General features: G+C 60.6%; 14 protein-coding genes and 2 pseudogenes. 10 read left to right on the forward strand and 6 right to left on the reverse strand.

The genetic code is table 11. The features are described 5' to 3' along the window. Positions 1-153: 153 nt before the first annotated feature. Positions 154-603 (forward strand): annotated as a pseudogene (locus CI15_RS25180) (manganese catalase family protein); the annotation flags it as partial. Between the two features lie 514 nt (positions 604-1117). On the opposite strand, the gene CI15_RS25185 reads toward CI15_RS25180, so the two are convergent. Beyond that, positions 1118-1858 carry an SDR family NAD(P)-dependent oxidoreductase gene (locus CI15_RS25185; RefSeq protein ID WP_241495922.1) on the reverse strand — a complete coding sequence of 247 codons (741 nt, stop codon included), beginning with the start codon at positions 1856-1858 and terminating at the stop codon, positions 1118-1120. A gap of 69 nt (positions 1859-1927) precedes the next feature. Further along, positions 1928-2512, reverse strand: a complete 585-nt coding sequence (locus CI15_RS25190) for a TetR/AcrR family transcriptional regulator (RefSeq protein WP_062132836.1) — start codon at positions 2510-2512, stop codon at positions 1928-1930. Positions 2513-2766: 254 nt separating this feature from the next. On the opposite strand from CI15_RS25190, the gene CI15_RS25195 reads away from it, so the two are divergent. The 6 genes from CI15_RS25195 to CI15_RS25220 all read left to right on the forward strand — a co-directional run bounded on the left by CI15_RS25195 (position 2767) and on the right by CI15_RS25220 (position 9659). Next, entirely contained in the window at positions 2767-3723 is a 957-nt protein-coding gene (locus tag CI15_RS25195) for a LysR family transcriptional regulator (RefSeq protein ID WP_062132839.1), read from the forward strand. A 135-nt stretch (positions 3724-3858) separates the two neighbouring features. Then, complete coding sequence (locus CI15_RS25200; protein ID WP_062132842.1) at positions 3859-5187, forward strand: MFS transporter; 1329 nt, start codon at positions 3859-3861, stop codon at positions 5185-5187. 49 nt (positions 5188-5236) lie between these two features. Continuing rightward, a complete protein-coding gene (locus CI15_RS25205; protein ID WP_153041189.1) occupies positions 5237-6397 on the forward strand; it encodes a porin in 1161 nt (386 codons plus the stop codon). Positions 6398-6484: 87 nt separating this feature from the next. Further along, complete coding sequence (locus tag CI15_RS25210; RefSeq protein ID WP_062134139.1) at positions 6485-7912, forward strand: amidase family protein; 1428 nt, start codon at positions 6485-6487, stop codon at positions 7910-7912. Positions 7913-8029: 117 nt separating this feature from the next. After that, positions 8030-9178 (forward strand): M20 aminoacylase family protein, encoded by a 1149-nt coding sequence (locus CI15_RS25215; RefSeq protein ID WP_241495923.1) that lies wholly within the window; start codon positions 8030-8032, stop codon positions 9176-9178. 61 nt (positions 9179-9239) lie between these two features. Further along, positions 9240-9659, forward strand: coding sequence for an Lrp/AsnC family transcriptional regulator (locus CI15_RS25220; RefSeq protein ID WP_062132854.1), 420 nt, complete (start codon positions 9240-9242; stop codon positions 9657-9659). A gap of 36 nt (positions 9660-9695) precedes the next feature. Here the strand turns inward: CI15_RS25220 and CI15_RS25225 are convergent, their stop codons facing one another. Then, positions 9696-10760: an ornithine cyclodeaminase gene (locus tag CI15_RS25225; RefSeq protein WP_062132857.1), complete on the reverse strand. Its 1065-nt coding sequence runs from the start codon at positions 10758-10760 to the stop codon at positions 9696-9698. 582 nt (positions 10761-11342) lie between these two features. Here CI15_RS25225 and CI15_RS25230 point away from each other — a divergent pair. Together CI15_RS25230 and CI15_RS37040 are read left to right on the forward strand one after the other, a co-directional pair. Beyond that, positions 11343-11666: a hypothetical protein gene (locus tag CI15_RS25230; protein WP_062134141.1), complete on the forward strand. Its 324-nt coding sequence runs from the start codon at positions 11343-11345 to the stop codon at positions 11664-11666. A 74-nt stretch (positions 11667-11740) separates the two neighbouring features. Beyond that, positions 11741-12004 (forward strand): hypothetical protein, encoded by a 264-nt coding sequence (locus CI15_RS37040; RefSeq protein WP_161950061.1) that lies wholly within the window; start codon positions 11741-11743, stop codon positions 12002-12004. Here CI15_RS37040 and CI15_RS25235 read toward each other — a convergent pair. Then, entirely contained in the window at positions 11993-12619 is a 627-nt protein-coding gene (locus tag CI15_RS25235; protein ID WP_153041190.1) for a CHAD domain-containing protein, read from the reverse strand. The two genes, CI15_RS37040 and CI15_RS25235, sit on opposite strands and share 12 nt — an antisense overlap. Here CI15_RS25235 and CI15_RS25240 point away from each other — a divergent pair. Further along, positions 12582-13208 (forward strand): annotated as a pseudogene (locus CI15_RS25240) (transposase); the annotation flags it as partial. The gene CI15_RS25235 and the pseudogene CI15_RS25240 sit on opposite strands and share 38 nt — an antisense overlap. Positions 13209-13451: 243 nt before the next feature. On the opposite strand, the gene CI15_RS25245 reads toward CI15_RS25240, so the two are convergent. Further along, entirely contained in the window at positions 13452-13703 is a 252-nt protein-coding gene (locus CI15_RS25245) for a nickel-binding protein (RefSeq protein ID WP_062132861.1), read from the reverse strand. A 38-nt stretch (positions 13704-13741) separates the two neighbouring features. Then, positions 13742-16858 carry an ATP-binding protein gene (locus tag CI15_RS25250; RefSeq protein WP_062132864.1) on the reverse strand — a complete coding sequence of 1039 codons (3117 nt, stop codon included), beginning with the start codon at positions 16856-16858 and terminating at the stop codon, positions 13742-13744. Positions 16859-17017 lie beyond the last annotated feature (159 nt).

Genomic DNA, 17017 nt, shown 5'->3' on the forward strand with positions numbered 1-17017 from the left:
TAACCATGCCGCGCACCACGTAGCGCGTCGCATTTCCGTTGACATTTTCTCACGCATTGCCTGTCATAGGGTCAGTTCAGCCTGCGCTCGACGGCCCTCTGGATATCACGTTCCCGATCACGCGCGTTATTGGGGTCTGCGCAAAGACCGTACCTTCACCTGCGATCGAACATCGCCGCAGAGGCACGCGCGAAGATCGTTTATGAACGGCTGATCAATGTCACGGATGATCCCGGGATCAAGGAAACGCTCGGCTTTCTGATGACACGGGAGATCGCGCATCAGAAATCGTTCGAGAAGGCGCTGCATTCTATCCAGCCAAACTTCCCGCAGGGCAAGCTTCCGGGCGTGCCCGAATTCACAAGTGTCTACTACAACATGTCGAAAGGTGACAACGCGCCGCGCGGGCCATGGAATGAAGGACCCGAATGGGAATACGTCGATTCCCCAGAACCGGCGGTCGATGGCGGCGACGGACTTGCGACTGTCAATGTGTCGAAGAACGATGTGAAGACCTTGCAGGCCATGGCGTCCCGCACGGCATCGGACACGTCGTCCGATCCAATGACGGGCGCCGATCTGGGCACTGGGCAAGCAGCATAAGTCCGTTGTACAGCTATGTCAGGGCGAGCGTCACGATGTATCCTCGCCCCCCCGCACCGCGGCGGCCAAATCGATATTGGAGGCCGGAACGTGCCGCGACGTTGAAGCTGTGCAACTCGAGGCGCTCCTTATTGATTTTCACAGGCACTGGTAGATGCCAACGAGAAGATTGTCGGTTATCCCCGATCTACCGCTCGAGGGGCGACCCGGGCATCGGCCACGCCCTCGTCGGGAATCTGATTAAACTGCACGGAGGTTCCGTCGATGGGAGCAATGAGGGACCGGGAAAAGGCGCGACATTCACGGTGACAGTGTCTCAAGCCTGGTTCGCATATTTCCGATTGTACGGGCCGAATTCTGCCCGATGTGGTCGACGGCACCAGCCCCAAGCGGACGGCGGAAATCCATTTCCGAGCGTCCGCTCATCGCGCCGAAGCCGTCCTTCGGCGAAGCAGGTCGTAGAAGCGCTGTCGTGCATACCGGTCTTTGACGACCCCGGACCGCGGTCGGACAGTCATAGCGCCAAGCCACCGTCGATGGTGATACTGGAGCCCGTCATGTAGCCTGACTCCTTGCTGGCGACGTACGCAACCAGGCCGGCAATCTCGTCCGGATCTGCCGCACGCTTGAGCGGGCTGAGTTGCTTGATCCTCTCGATATGATCGACTGTCATATCCGTTACAGTAGGCCCGGGCTGAATGTTGTTGACTGTGATGCCACGGCCCGCGAGGTCGATAGCAATACCTTTCACCATGACTGCAACCGCGGCCTTCGTCATTGAGTAAACGCTCGAACCCGGGTAGCCGCTTCGCACCGCGGTGTTGCTGCCGATCGTAATGATGCGGCCACCGTCAGTGAGACGCGCAGCCGCAGTCTGGATGGCGAGAAAGACGCCACGCACATTGACGTTCAGCATCCGGTCAAGATCTTCCACGCTCACCGACGCGACGTCGCCAAGCAACAGGATGCCTGCGTTGACAACCGCAATATCCAGTCTCCCAAAGTGGTCTACGGCGTGTGCGACGGCTGCTTCGATCGCTGCCGGATCGCCGCTGTCTGCCCTGATTGCAAGGCCGCTTCGTCCCGTGTCCTCTATCGCCCCGATCGTTTCGGCCGCTCGTTCCGGCGCCGACACGTAGGTCACCACTACATCGGCCCCCTCGTTTGCCAGACGTCTCGCTGCCGCCGCACCAATGCCTCGTGAACCGCCAAAGACAATGGCGACCTTTCCCGTAAGTTTGCGACTCTCGTTCACTCTCATCTCCGTTCTTGACACATCAGTCCATAATAGGGCGCGCATAAGTCACGCGAGGATTTTCATTGCCTAGCGCGATCTAAGGCGGTTGATTGCAAACCTGGCCAGCATGCACAGGCTCTTCGCGTCGCCGCCCGCGCGGGCGGCGAGCTGAATGCCCTGCATCGTCATCTGTAAAAAGGCGGCGGCTTCGCCGGCGTTGATGGTGGGATCGACCTCTCCGCATTCCTGCCCCTCACGGACGCGTTCAGTCAGGCGTCTGAAAAGCCTTGGGCCCACTTTGCTCCGCAGCATCGCAAGCTGCGGGTCCGCAGCCCCAAACTCACCGACAGCGCCGACGCCCATACACCCAAGTGCGCGAATGCTCTCGTCTTCGGCAATGAGACCGAGCAAGAGCGCTTCCATACCGTCTACCGGCGACGCAGCGCCATTCAAACGCTCTAGGTGGCCCGTGGTGCTTTCCTGTTGATATCGCTCCAGCGCTTCCAGGTAGAGTTTTCGTTTGTCACCGAACGCGTTGTAGAGGCTCTGTCGCCCAATTTTCATCGCAGCGAGCAGGTCCTCAGTTGAAGTTGAGGCGTAGCCTTTCGCCCAGAAAACGCGCGTAGCGCGGTCCAGTGCCTCTTCTCGATCGAATTCTCTAGGTCTAGCCATGGTTCGAGACTATTTGTTCTGGACTAATCTGTCAATAAAAATCCAACACTGGACAGCCCGGCGGGGTCGACCGTAGTCGACCCACTGCCGCCACCTAAACAAAATCCTCCACCGTCCGCTGTACAAGCAGAAGCGACGTTTATACGTTGCCGATGCAGCGTCGCCTATCGCCGCCACTAGTCGTGCCTGGGCCACTTAAAGTGTGTTCCCGCTATCATGCTGATCACGAAACCCCTACCAGGCAACGCCGTCCGATGAAGATTCAGCATTTGCGGTGCTTCGCTTGCATCGCGGAAAAAGGCAGCATGCGCGCGGCCGCCGAAGAACTCAGTTTGTCCGCTACAGCTGTCAGCCTCGCGCTACGCGAATTGGAGCGTCACACCGGGGCACCCCTCTTTACCCGGCAGCCACAAGGTGTGGCGTTAACCTACGCTGGTCGCCGACTGCTCGCTCATGCACGCCTGATTCTTGCGCAAATCGATCGGGCAGAAGAAGAGATCGAGCAGATTCGTGGCCTGAAGGGAGGCGCGGTGACGGTCGGTGCCACGCCATGGATCACGCAGACCATCTTGCCGCGCGCGCTCGCCGATTTTCAGCGCCTGCGCGCCGACGTGCGCCTCGACTGCGCAGAAACAATCGGCACCTCGCATGCTGGTCTGCGTGACGGCACGCTCGATTTTTCGCTCGGCCTCGCCCCGTCCAGAGCTCAGAGCGCCAACTTCATTTCACGTAAGCTGTTTTCTTGCGGTTTGGCGGTGGTCGGACGCATCGGTCATCCGCTCGTCAGTTGTACGTCGCTGCGAGATCTCGCGGACCAAAGCTGGGTAATGACCATGCGCGAAGATCTGCACGAACAACGCCACAGCAACATGCTGGCGCGTCACGGACTCGCGCTGAAGCCCGAGCAGGTGCACTACGCGCGCTCCACACTGGTTTCGATCGCAATGATGGAAGGCAGCGACATGCTCGCCGTCTGCCCCTGGCCGCTGATCGAATCGCCACTGATGCGCACGCGCGTGGCCGCACTGCCAATTCAGGACGAAATGCCTGAGATGACCACCAGCCTCGTCATGCGACGAGGTGAACCGCCGAGTGCCACCGCCCAATTGATGATCGAATGTTTCATCGAGGCCGCCAAAGCGTGCCGCGACAGCACCGAACCGGCGATTCGCCGGATGATGGCGTCGGTCGATTTCATTGAGCCGGACTAATCAGGCCACCGGCGTGTAAAGAAAAACATTACACCAAATTGTTTCGTTGGCTATGACCGACACGCCGGTCAATTTACGATCGTGACACTGGTTCCGATGCGAACCGACTTTCGATTCTCCTGTCACGAGGCGCCAATGGCAACACAAGAGACATCTCCAGCACTGGTCATTGAACCCGGCGCCCGGCGCCGTGCAATCGTTTCGTCAGTCATCGGTAACGGGCTGGAATGGTTTGACTTTGGCATTTTCAGCAGCTTCTCCGTCATCATCTCGCGGCTGATGTTCCCGCCGCAAAGCGGCCCGGCAATGCTGATGATTGCATTCGCTTCGTTCGGCATCGCGTTCGTGATCCGGCCGTTCGGCGGCGTCCTGCTCGGCATGTACGCGGACCGTGCGGGCCGCAAGGCGGCCCTCTCCGCGATCATTTTGATGATGTCGGCGGGCACGCTCCTGATTGGCCTCACGCCGACTTACGCGACGATCGGCATCGCGGCGTCCGCGCTTATCGTGCTCGCGCGCATGCTGCAGGGCTTCTCAGCTGGTGGCGAGTTCGCCAGCGCCACCGCCATGCTGCTCGAATACGCGCCGCAAGGGCAGCGCAATCTGATTGGCAGCTTCCAGGCCTGTTCGCAAGCACTGTCGTTCGCGCTCGGCGGCACCGTCGCGTATCTGCTGCTGCACAATTTGACGCCCGCCTCGCTGCACGGTTGGGGCTGGCGACTGCCGTTCCTGTTCGGCTCACTGATTGGTCCGATTGGCTACTACATCCGCTCGCGCGTCGACGAATCGCCGGAGTTTGCAGCTTTCATCAAGCGGAAGCACCGCGCCCCGACCGACCGCCTGTCGCTTGCCGGTATCGTTCGGCACTATCCGCGTCAATTGTTGGCGACATTGGGCATCGTCGCGGTGGGGACCGCATCGTCGTATGTCGGGCTGATCTATATTCCGCTGTTCGCCAGCGGCCAACTTGGACTTGATCCCGGCACCGCTCAACTCGGCATGGTGGCCGGCTCGCTCGTCCTGCTCGTGATGTGCCCGCTGACCGGCTATCTGGCCGACCGCTATGGCCGCCGCCGTGTGATGCTGCCTGCAATGCTGCTATACGGCGTGCTCGCCTACCCGTTGCTCGCGTCACTGGTGAACGCTCCAGATGCCCGCTCGCTGATCCGCTTCGAAGTGGTGTCGGCGTTTCTCATGAGCTTTTTCTGGGGACCGTCCGCAGCAGCGCTCGCCGAAGCCTTTCCGGTGCAGATTCGCTCGACAGGCATGGCGATCGTCTACAACCTTGGCGCGATGTGTTTCGGCGGCCTTGCCCCATTGATCAATACGTGGCTCACGAAAGTGACGGGCGACCGGCTTGCTCCCGCATGGTATATCGCCGCGAGTGTTGTGCTGGGCGTCATCGGCGTGCTGGCGATGACGCAGCGCGAACCGCTCGCCCGGCAATCCAGTCAACACGCCTGAACGGCAAGCTACCCACCCGCAGTCCAATTCATCTATTCCTCTTTGAAGGTTGCCGGCTCATAGCCGGCCGACCGAGGCGGCTTCGCGCCCACATTTCTGCCCGATCACATCAACCACGTTGGAGACCATCTTGAAACGCCTTATTGCAGCCACGTTTGCAATCCCCCTTATGTGTTCGACCGCCTGGGCTCAATCGTCCGTCACGCTGTTCGGCAGCGTCGACAACGGTCTGACCTACGTGAACAACTACGGTGGCCACTCGCTTGTGGAAATGCAGGACGGCGTCAACAAATCAAATTCTCTCGGTTTTACGGGATCGGAAGATCTGGGCGGCGGCATGCACGCGTTCTTCAAGCTCGAAAATGGCTTCTCGTTGAACACGGGCGCGCTTGGCCAAGGCGGCCTGCTGTTCGGCAAGCAGGCCTACCTGGGCCTGGGGGACGACTCGATCGGCGAAGTAACGATGGGCCGCCAATACGACTACACGGTCTTGCTGGAACATTATCTGCCGTGCCTGAACTGTGGACTTTTCGGCGTGCAGAACGCGGACCTGGACCGTGTGTCCGGTGAACGGCTGAACAATACAGTCCAGTTCAACAGCGCGACTTTCGGCGGCTTCAAGGGCGGCGTGATGTACTCATTCGGCCAGAACTTAGGCGCGCAGTCGACCAATCTCGGCCGCGCCATCAGCGCGAACCTCCAGTACGCGTACGGCGGCTTTTCCGCCGGCGCGGTGCTGACCGACATCGACAAGGCCGCCGTTTTTGCGGGACTGACCGGTGCGCCGACAGTGCTTGGCGTTGTGGTCACGCCGACCACTGCGCTTGTCGTCGACAACCAGCGCATTCTTGGCTTCGGCGCGACCTACGTGTATGGCGCGTGGAGCGCTGCGGCACTCTACACGAACACCCGTCTGAAACTGGCCGGCAACACTGCAACCAATCAAATACTGCACGTGGGCGGCAACTGGCACATATGGCCCGATCTGGTGCTGACAGGCAAGGTGTCTTTCGATCACTTCGAATCGTCGCGCTGGTACACGGCGACGGCAAGTATCGACTATCTGCTTTCCAAGCGCACCGACGTGTACGTCGATCTCGACGCGCAGAAAGCGAGCGGACCGGGCACCGTCGCGTCGATCGCACTGACCGCTCCGTCTTCCACCGACCGGCAGTTCGTGTCTCGGGTAGGTATCCGCCATCTGTTTTAACGCGCCATCGGCGCGCCTTTTGCTGCAATGCTCAACGTCACGCGACGTCGGGCATGCGCTTTTTGGAGGAACTTCAAGATGGGAAGCATGCAATCTGGTATCGCAGAATCGACTTTGCCGACTGATCTATGGCGCTGGGAAGCGTGGCAGCTTGCGCAGGCGATCGCGCGAGGCGCGATCTCGAGCCGCGAGGCAGTGACGAGTTGCCTTACGCGCATCGAGGCCGAAAACCCACGCGTCAACGCGCTGACGCACATCAATCGCGATTGCGCGCTGCGCGCGGCCGATGAAGCCGATGCTCAACGCGCAGCGGGCATACCGCTTGGTGTGTTACACGGCGTGCCTGTGACGGTGAAGTGCAACGTCGATGTGGCTGGCGAACCGACCACACACGGCGTGGTCGCCAAACATGATCTGATCGCTCAAACCGACAGTCCGGTCGTGGCGAATCTGCTGAAGGCCGGCGCGGTGATAGTCGGGCGCACCAATACGCCGGCGTTCTCGATGCGCTGGTTTACCGAAAATGCTCTGCACGGCCGCACGCTTAATCCCTGGCGCGACGACATTACGCCGGGCGGTTCGTCGGGCGGCGCATCGGCAGCCGTGGCTTCGGGCATGTGTCCGATTGCGCACGGCAATGATCTGGCGGGCTCGGTACGATACCCTGCCTACGCATGCGGCGTCGCTGGCCTGCGCCCGACCGCCGGCCGCATTCCATCGTTCACGCCAAGCTCTGGCGAACTACGCACCTTCGCAGCGCAAAGCTTCGCCGTACAAGGTCCGATTGCAAGGTCGGTGCAGGATCTACACGTGAGTCTCGCGGTGATGTCCGCTGCGGACGGTCGCGATCCGAACTGGGTTCCAGCACCGCTTGTCGGTCCCGCCATCAACGGTCCCGTCAAGGTTGCGCTCGTCGACGAGATCGACGGCCTGCCGATCGACTCCCACGTGTACGAAGCGTTGCAGCAGTCCGCGCGCTGGCTGACCGAAGCTGGCTACGAGGTCGAGCGAGTCGGACCGCCGGAAATGCGGGAAGGCTTCGAGATCTGGATGACGATTGCGATGACGGAAATCTCGACGAACCTCGCACAGACTGTCGACGTGTACGGCGACGACGGCGCGCGCAACGCGCTGCGCGGCATGCTCGCCCGCTTTGGCAGCGACGTTTCGCTCGAAGCCTATGTGCAAGGTCTCGCGCGCCGCGACCGGCTGCGCCGCAAATGGAATGCGTTTTTCGAGCAGTATCCGCTCGTTCTGATGCCGACCTCGCTCGACATGCCGTTCCGCTGGGGCCTGGATCAGGAGGGCGACGACACCATGTCGCGCATACTCGATGCACAGCTGCCGCTCAAGCTCGTCGCGGCGCTGAACTTTCCCGGCCTGAGCGTGCCAACGGGCGTGCACGATGGTGTGCCCGTCGGCGTGCAACTCGTCGCGGGGCCGTATCGCGAAGATCTGTGTCTCGCTGCCGGCGAGGCGATCGAGCAGCGCGCGCGGATGCCATCCGCATTCTGATTTTTCAGGCCAGATTCGTCGAGGCGTCCGCTGTCCGCCGGACGCCTTGACGTCGCTGCGATCTTATTCTCCAATCTGACACGACCTGTTCTCATGACTCATCCGCTTATCGAGGCGATGCGCGAGCAAGCCTCACGCTTCATCGCACTGCGCCGCGACCTGCATCGTCATCCCGAGTTGGGCCTTGCTGAGACTCGTACGTCCGATGTGATCGCCGGGTTGCTGACCGACTTCGGTTATCACGTGACACGCGGTATTGCGCAGACGGGCCTCGTCGCGACGCTCAAACGTGGTAACGGGCACAAGCGCCTTGGCCTACGCGCCGATCTTGACGCGCTGCCAATTCACGAAGCATCCGGGGTGCCTTGGCAGAGCATGCACGACGGCGTGATGCACGCATGTGGTCACGACGGTCATACGGCAATGCTGATGGCCGCCGCCCACTATCTTGCGAACGAAGGCAATTTCTCCGGCACGGTGCATTTAATTTTTCAGCCCGCCGAGGAGCATCCCGGTGGCGCCAGAATCATGATCGACGACGGTCTATTCGAACGATTCCCATGCGACGTCGTGTTCGCGATGCATAACATGCCGGGCATACCGCAGGGGCATCTGGTCTTTCGCGAGGGGCCAGCGATGGCATCGAGCGACGACGTCACGATCATCCTCACCGGTCGCGGCGGACACGGTGCGATGCCGCATCGCGCATCGGATCCGATCGTCGCCGCGGCAAGCATCGTGATGGCGCTGCAGACGGTCATATCGCGCAACGTCGATCCGCAGCAGACAGCAGTCATCACTATCGGTGCGTTGAATGCAGGCAAAGCAAACAATGTGATTCCCGACAGCGCGCAGCTTGAACTGAGTGTACGGGCACTCGATCGCAACGTGCGCGATTTGCTGGAGACGCGCATATGCGCTCTGGTCGACGCACAAGCCGAAAGCTTCGGTGTCCATGCTGAGGTGCGGTACAAACGTGACTACCCAGTGCTCGTCAATTCGGTCGACGAAACCGCCTTCGCGCGAAACGTCGGTATCGAACTGCTCGGCGCGCAACACATCACGCCGCAAGGCCCGGCACTGACGGGCAGCGAGGACTTCGCCGTTATGCTCGAACATCGCCCTGGCAGTTATCTGCTGATCGGTAACGGCGCGGGCGACAGCAGTTGCATGGTCCACAACCCCGGCTACGACTTCAACGACGACAACGTCGTCGTCGGGGGGGCCTATTGGGCCCTGCTTGCCGAACGCTATTTGACTGACTGAGCGACTGAAAAGCGGGTTCGCGAACGCGGCGCAAGCTCGCGTCCACTCGCTCTGTAAAGCTATGGATGATATCGACCAGAAACTCATCGCCCTGCTGCGCGCCGATGCGCGCACCAACGTCGCGACGCTCGCGGTAAAGCTTGGAGTTGCACGCGGCACGATCACGCACCGGTTGCGCCGCCTGGAGGACGCTCAGGTGATCGTCGGCTATACGGTCAAGCTGCGTCCGGAGGCTGTACCCGACGAAATCCGCGCATGGATGGGCGTCCAGGTAGAGGGTAATCAGACCCGCGAAGTGATTGCAAGCCTGCTCGGCGAACCCGGCGCCATCGCGTTACACGACACGAATGGCCGCTGGGATCTGTGGGCGGAACTGCGCGCGAGTTCGACGGCGGAACTGTCAAGAGTCCTTGAACGGGTGCGTCTCATCAAAGGCATCCGGCATACTGAAACGAGCATCTTGCTGAAAAGCTATCGCTAGCAACGGCCGCATTGTAGCGACCGCTGCCATTGTGCGTCAGACGAGCGCAGCGACCCTGTGGTCGGCGGATTGCGGGCCGAGTACGCTAAACAGATTCTTCGGATCGGAAGTCTGCGGAATCAGTTCGACGATATCTCCGATGCCAAGTTGCGCCGCCATTTCGCGGATGAAGGTCAATGCCGACAGGTCTTCTAGCGCGAAGCCGACCGAATCGAACACGGTGACGTCCGTGTCGCACTTGCGGCCAGCCGCCGTGCCTGATAGGACCTGCCATAGCTCCGTCACTGGAAAGTCCGGCGCCATCTGCTGGATATCACCTTCGATACGCGTTTGCGGTTCGTACTCGACGAACACATCCGCACGCGCAAGAATGTCCGCGTGCAATTCCGTCTTGCCGGGACAGTCGCCGCCCACCGCGTTGATATGCACGCCTGGTGCGATCATGTCTGGCGTCAGAATGGTCGCGTTGGTTTTGTCGGCCGTGACCGTCGTGATGATGTCTGCGCCTCGCGCTGCTTCGGCCGCACTATTGCAGATGATCACATGCAGACGCTGGCTATTCAGATTGGCAACGAGCTTGGCCGTCGCGTCCGGGTCGACGTCATAAACGCGCAATGTGTGAATGCCGACGAGATCCCGGAAAGCGATCGCCTGAAATTCGCTTTGCGCGCCATTACCGATCAACGCCATGACGCGGCACTCGGGGCGCGCAAGCGTGCGCGCTGCGAGGGCCGACGTGGCGGCGGTGCGGATCGCCGTCGTCAACGTCAATTCGGACAGCAGACGCGGCGCTCCGGTATCGACGTCAGCCAGTACACCGAAGGCCATCACTGTGGGAAGCCCTCGACGCGTGTTCTTCGGATGTCCATTTACGTACTTGAAGGCGAATTCCTGCGCGTCCGCAATCGGCATCAGTTCGATCACACCGTCGCTTGAATGGCAGGCGACACGCGCGCTCTTGTCGAACTCGGGCCAGCGCAAAAAGTCGCGCTCGATCCGTTCGGCAACACCCGCGATACAACGTGACAGACCGAAGCGTTGCACAAGGTGAATCACATCGCAGGCGCTCAGATAGACGGTAGGGGGAAAGCGGGACTGCATGGGTTATCTCCTGAATGGCTGAACAATGAGAGGAGTTTCCCAAAGTCGTGCGTCAGTCGATAGCGCGTGAAATGTCGCTTTTCTTGCAGGTTTTTGCCGAACTGCCAGGCTGGACTGACAGAGTGCCTACTCCTGTTCTGCGTGGAGTGAACTAACAGCCCTTAGGAAACTTCGGACACTCTGTCGGACGTCTCATGTCGGGCGTAGACCTGCCCTTGAATGCCTCTCTTCGAGCGGCGGATGGTGGCCGGCTGCCGCCCGCTCTCGTGTCAAGGCTGGACTGCCTTGCCGCCGAGCATCTGCATCAGCGACCTTGCATCGCGCTGTCCCCGATCCTCGAAGTTGTTGTTCCGTACACCGACAACCATTAGCGGCGACATCGGAGGACCGTAGACGACCCAGAGCGACGTTTCGGACTTTCCGATAACGGCTGCTCAATCTATACGGATGGCGCAGGTGACGGGCGACCGGCGGTCGAAGACGGAAACACCCCCGCGCTCGAAATCTGTCACCGTCTTGCTCACCGGCTCTATGGTAGTGTGGGGCAGGTTCAGCAGAAATAATCTTAACGGGAGGATGCGGATGAGCAAGAAGACCGAAAACAGCAGCGGTGCGCCTGAAACGACCGATGCGACGCTTACCGCGCTGGCGATGTACATCTGTGAGTTCGTCACCAACGGGACTCTCGATAGCAGATGCGCCGCCAAACTCGTTAAGCGCCTAAAAAAAGAAGCAGACGTCATTTCCGCAAATGGCAAGGTTGGAAAGCTTGTGCACAGGGATCTGCAAAAGGCGTTCGATGCGGTTGACGCTGCGGTCCGACACCACGACGCCAACCTGCTTGTCGCCGCAAACGCGTCACTACGCGCAACCGATGAGGGCAAAAGCGCGGCAAAGTCGCAATAATCCACGAGCGTAGACAGCAGTGCTTAACCGTGCTCAATTCAGCGGATCTCACCTGCGCCGTCGGACGTCTATAGATGGCCGACCCGCAAACCGCCGCTGCGGAACTGCGCTCGCACCCGTTCCGACAACTCGGCGTCTGGCGGATCGACGTTTTCCAGCTTGTAGGGAGGTCTCAGTTTGTGCCACTTGTCACGGCCCATTTGATGAAAACGCAGGATCTCAATACGCTCGACGGTTTTCAGTCCTGCGACAATCTCCGCGACTCTTCCTTGGTTCGTTCCGTGGAATTAAGCCTCGTCATCAACCCTTCTCGGCCGTTCCGCCAATCACGGCCGTAATGTGACCAAGCAGTTCAATTGGAATTGCTCTGTGGGCGTTTGAAATCGCGCCGAGCTCAAATCGCGATGGCTCGAACACGCCGCGATGCCGCGCATTCGTCGGCACTTCTGCTTTCCCAGCCATTGCAGCGACTCCTGCACGACTTCGGGCGGAACGTCGTTGAATGACGCGCCCCGGATAAGGGTTTCGCTTGCAGCAATGTCGTTGAACTGGCCGAGTTTGTCTTGCACGCACGCCAACTCCTTGATAGTGCGAACGTGGCTGGTCTTGATAACGGGTTGAAAGAACTCCAGCAGATATCTCAGCTTCTTGCCGGCCTTGCGAACATCGTGAAGATCTTCTTCGTGGATGGCCTCATTCCGAGACGCATACCTGCTGCGCTTCTTCAGTGCGCGCTCCGCCCGACGAACGCGATCCTCCGCAAACTCCCGAACGGAAATATCATTGCAGCTTGACTCCAACGTCGCTTGCGCGCGAAGCAAAACGTCGTCCAAGAACGACTCGACCTCATCGCTTTTTATTATCGTCTGGCTTTGCACCACGGCCTGTGCCCAGATCTCTCTCGCAGCGGCGACGCAGTTGAGCCCGATGGCCAAGGCCGCCCGCGATGCCATGGGCAACAAGACGATCAAGGCACTGGCCGATCGTGGGTACTTCAGTGCCCCGGAGATCAAGGCTTGCGATGACGCCGGTATCGCGGCGCTGGTGCCGAAAATGCAAACCTCTAGTGCAAAGGCTGACGGACGATTCGACCGGGCTGACTTCATCTACATCGCCAGAGACGACCAGTAGCTGTGTCCGGCGGGCCAACGGGCGATTTACCGATTCAGTTCGGTCGAGCGAGAAAATCCGATGACCCTGCGTACCTACTGGAGCAGCGCTTGCCCAAAGTGCCCGATGAAAAGCCAGTGCACACCGGCTGATTACCGGCGTATCCGACGATGGGAACACGTAGCGGTGTTCGAGACAATGCAGTCAAGGCTGGATTGCCAACTCGACGCCATGACGATACGACGCCGAACGGTCGAACATGTGTTCGGCACACTCAAGCACTGGATGGGTTCGACCCACTTCCAGACGCGCCGTTTGGGCCATGTCGCGGCCGAAATGAGTTTGCATGTGCTGGCCTACAACCTCAAGCGCGTCATAAGGATTCTCGGGTTCTCAAAGACGATGCGCGCAATGAAGCTGGCAGGCGCGTGAACTCGTACGCCGACGTTGTTCACCGGCAAAGCTCGATCACTCTATCCGCTCGCGTCTCGGTCCAACGCAATCGTGCTCCCGACAGGACTTCACCAACCGGCCGTTCTGCACGTTTTTACACGCCCTCGGCCGATTGAAGACACGCGCGCAACAGGTCGGCCTGCCAATTATTCTGATGCGGCCGGGTCGACGAACGCGCGTGATGAACGCTTGCAGGCCGCGACCCGAAAGCTAGCCATCGCGTCAACCACCAATGATCTCGCCGGGCCATATGTGATCGAACGCCGCGCCGGCTTCTCTCTGAATCTTGCGAACCGTTTCCGCATCAGGTGCTTCGTACTCGCAGATCATGTGTCTGCGATCGAGCGAAACGACACTGCGCTTCCACACGACACCATGAAGCTCGCTACACGGCGCTAACCGATCTTCGACTACCGCCAGGTCTTCGTCCGACTGTGGCGTCGGAAAGCTCCGCTCAACCACCACGTGCGCCATTTCAGTTCTCCCCTGCGGCAACACTCGTATGTCACAGGCTACTGCGTTTGCGTTGGAATTGCCGTTGTAATCGCCGGAAAGCGACTGCACAGACGTCGAATCGAGACGTCGGCGCGAGGACTCGGCGCACGTTCGTTCAGCAAGTTACGCAACGACCTCAGATGCGGCTCGGCCTGCTCGGCTTCCCCTGCTGTGAGCGCGGAATCGATCAGGACGGCCGTAGCCACGATCATTTCCGTCGTTGAATGCAGAACTTCCGCCGCCGCCAGTGCCTCGGTCGCATAGGCGCGCGCCTTCGCGGCGCAGCCCCAGTCGCGCGAGACCAGGGCCGCTTCGTTGAGCGCATAACAAAGATGTCGTTTGTCGTCAGCCTGACGCAATGCGTCGAGGGCATCGAAGGCTTGACTGAGCGGTTCGTCACCCGCGAGACGGAGTGATGCTATGTTGCCGAGCACGTCCGTGAAAGGTGCACCGGAGTCGCCCATCTTTTGCGCAGCTTCAACAATCGCGCCCGCCAGACGGATCACTTCGGCATAAGCTCCGCGCTCAAGGTTCATCATCGCGAGCCAGACGAGACACTGATACTCGCGCCAGTGCTCGCCTGTTGAGTGCGCTTGGGATACGGCATCAGTGAGACTGGCGCACGCAATGTCGAGCTTTCCATCGGCACGGGCGAGTAGCGCCTCGCCCCACATGAGCTCCACGACGTGCAGACCCCGGCGCTCCGCCATCGCGCCTGCTTCGTGCAGAACGCTACGCGCGCGAGGAAGATCGCGCTCCAGTTCGAGCAGACATCGGCCGGTGTTCGCCAGCTGTTTGCAGCGCGTAGTCGTGTCGGCCTTGCGCGCAGCGCTTTCGGCCCTGATCGTCACCTGTCGCGTGCGCTCGATGTCGTTCGCTTGCTGGGTGATCCACGAGAGGCTATGGAGGCCCTGAACCACTTCTGCATGAAGCGACAGGGCCTCCGCATCCTGAATGGCGCGCTCGAACTCTTCTTCGAGCAGGGCCGGGCACGTGTCACCCGAACTGGCGGCTGCAACAACCCGTGCCGTCAGAAGCTGAATCTGAAGACGGATGCGCTCGCTTCCTCGCGGCAATGCGCGGACGTGAGCGAGGCCGCGTTCAGCGACAGAGCGAGCTTCAGCGACGGCGAAAACATGAAGACAGTAGTTGCTCGCCTCGACGCACGCGCGCGCGGTCATGAGCGAGTCGTCCGCCAACGTGGCGTGGTGGACCACTTCACCGTGCAGTCGCGGATCGTCTTTGCTCGCAGCCAGCAACTGCCGCGCGATCTGGTGATGCATCGCACGCTTATGCGGCTGAGAAAGCGTTCGATAAACCGCCTGACGCACGAGATCATGCGCGAAATCGAACTCGGCCTCGGTGGCAGGCGCGATCAAGCCACGGCGTTCGAGCTCGGTCAGGCAAGGAAGAATCTCACGAAGCGGCCTTTCCAATAGTCCTGCCAGTTGCTCGGGCGTGAAGCCGCGGCCGATGACAGCCGCGAAAGAAAGCAACTCGCGCGTGGCATGTGCCAGCGGCGCAAGGCGGTCCGCAATCAAGGTATTGATGGACCGCGCCGCGTCGTCGGCGTTCGCATTCCTGGCGCGCGTCAGCTCGAGCAGGTAAAGCGGATTGCCGCCGCTTTCGCGCGCAGCCTGCTCGCGCAACATGTCGGTGCCCGATGTCGCAAGCAGCGTTTCAACATCAGTCACGGAAAGCGGCGACAGCAGTACACGAGCGAGCTTGCCCTCGCGGGAAAACGACTGCAGCAATGTCCTCGCCCACCGGTTGTCGTCAGCTTCGGCAATTCGCGCCGCCGCGAGAAAAGCGATCGGCCGGCCATCGAGCCGTCGCAGGACGAAATGAAGCAGCGCCGCCGACGCTTCGTCAAGCCAGTGGAGGTCGTCCAGCACGATGGCCAGCCGATGCCCGTCACACAGGCGCCCGAGCAGCGCGACGACCGCTTCGAAGAAGCGCTCGCGGTTTCCCTCGTCCTGCTGAATCTCTGGCGTCCTGGCGGACATCGGGCGAAGCAGAGGCGTCAGCGCTTCGTCTGATGCCGAGAGAATATCGGGTGCAACGGCGTGTAGCGCATCAATCCAGATACCGTACGGACGTATCGTCTCAACCTCATAGCAGCGGCCCCGAAGCACGATGAAACCCGCGCTCGACGCTCGCGCGCTGAAGTAATCGAGCAGCCGTGTCTTGCCGATGCCTGGTTCACCGGCCAGCAAAGTCAGCCCACCGGACGCAAGCGGTGAAGTCAACAGGGCGTCGAGCTTCATGCGTTCCTCGCCGCGTCCGACAAGCGGCGGCGCCGGGAGGGACCTCTGATCGTCGACGATTTCGCGAGGATCGCCATGTGCCGGCTCGTCCTTCACCGTTGCAGTGCGCAGGTCCTGGCGGATATGTCGGATCTGGTCATCGAGCGTCGTACACGATGCTGCCCCGAGTTCACGACGTAGGAGCTCGTGTGCATAGGCATAGTGATTTTCTGCATCAGCGTGGCGACCGGCGCCGTGTAGCAGCCTGATCAGCGTGGCATGTGTGGTCTCATCGAGCGGATCCGCCTCGACCAGTTCTCGCCCACGCTGCACGGCAGCCACTGGATCGCCTCCCATTCTGCCGATGAGCGCACGCAGTACGGTCTTGCGCATACGCCCGAAGTGCTCCCGCTGGCTGACGCACCAGTTATGGAAGCGATAGCAGGATGGAAGATCGAGTCCACTCACGAAGTCGCCTCGCAGCAGCACTGCTGCACGCTCGAGCGTCGCGAGCGGCATTGCTTCGGTCACCGATGCGAGCAGCGTCGTCACCGTCGTCGTGTCGATGAAAGCACCGGCGGCGTCGAAAGCGACATGCGTGCGGCTGGCCACGATACGGGTGTGCAATGCATCGTCTACCAGCGGCCGCAACTTGGTCAGGCTCCAGCGAAGCGCGGCGCGTGGATCATCGGGACCGTCCCAGAGCAGATCGCATAACGTCGATCGCGCGACAGCGCCACCGCACGATACGAGGTAGGCCAGCAACGCACGCGTGCGACGCGAAGCCGGCAAGCTCATGCCTGCGCCATCACGCCTGACCTCGATTTCGCCGAGCAGGCAAATGCTCAAATTCGCGGACGCGGTATCGCCTATGCCTTCGTCTCCCACGCTGGCTCCAACCGTCAGTACAACGTTTCGGGCGCAGTCTGATGCTGTCACTAAAACGGCAGCGGTCATCAGAGTGTCGTTTACGCGCAGATTACTACGATATCTCAACGCTTCGCCAGCCGGATCCGAACTCGCTTGAACGTTGGGAAACCCGACTGG

It is taken from the genome of Paraburkholderia monticola, assembly GCF_001580545.1.
In the GTDB taxonomy this organism is placed as follows: domain Bacteria; phylum Pseudomonadota; class Gammaproteobacteria; order Burkholderiales; family Burkholderiaceae; genus Paraburkholderia; species Paraburkholderia monticola.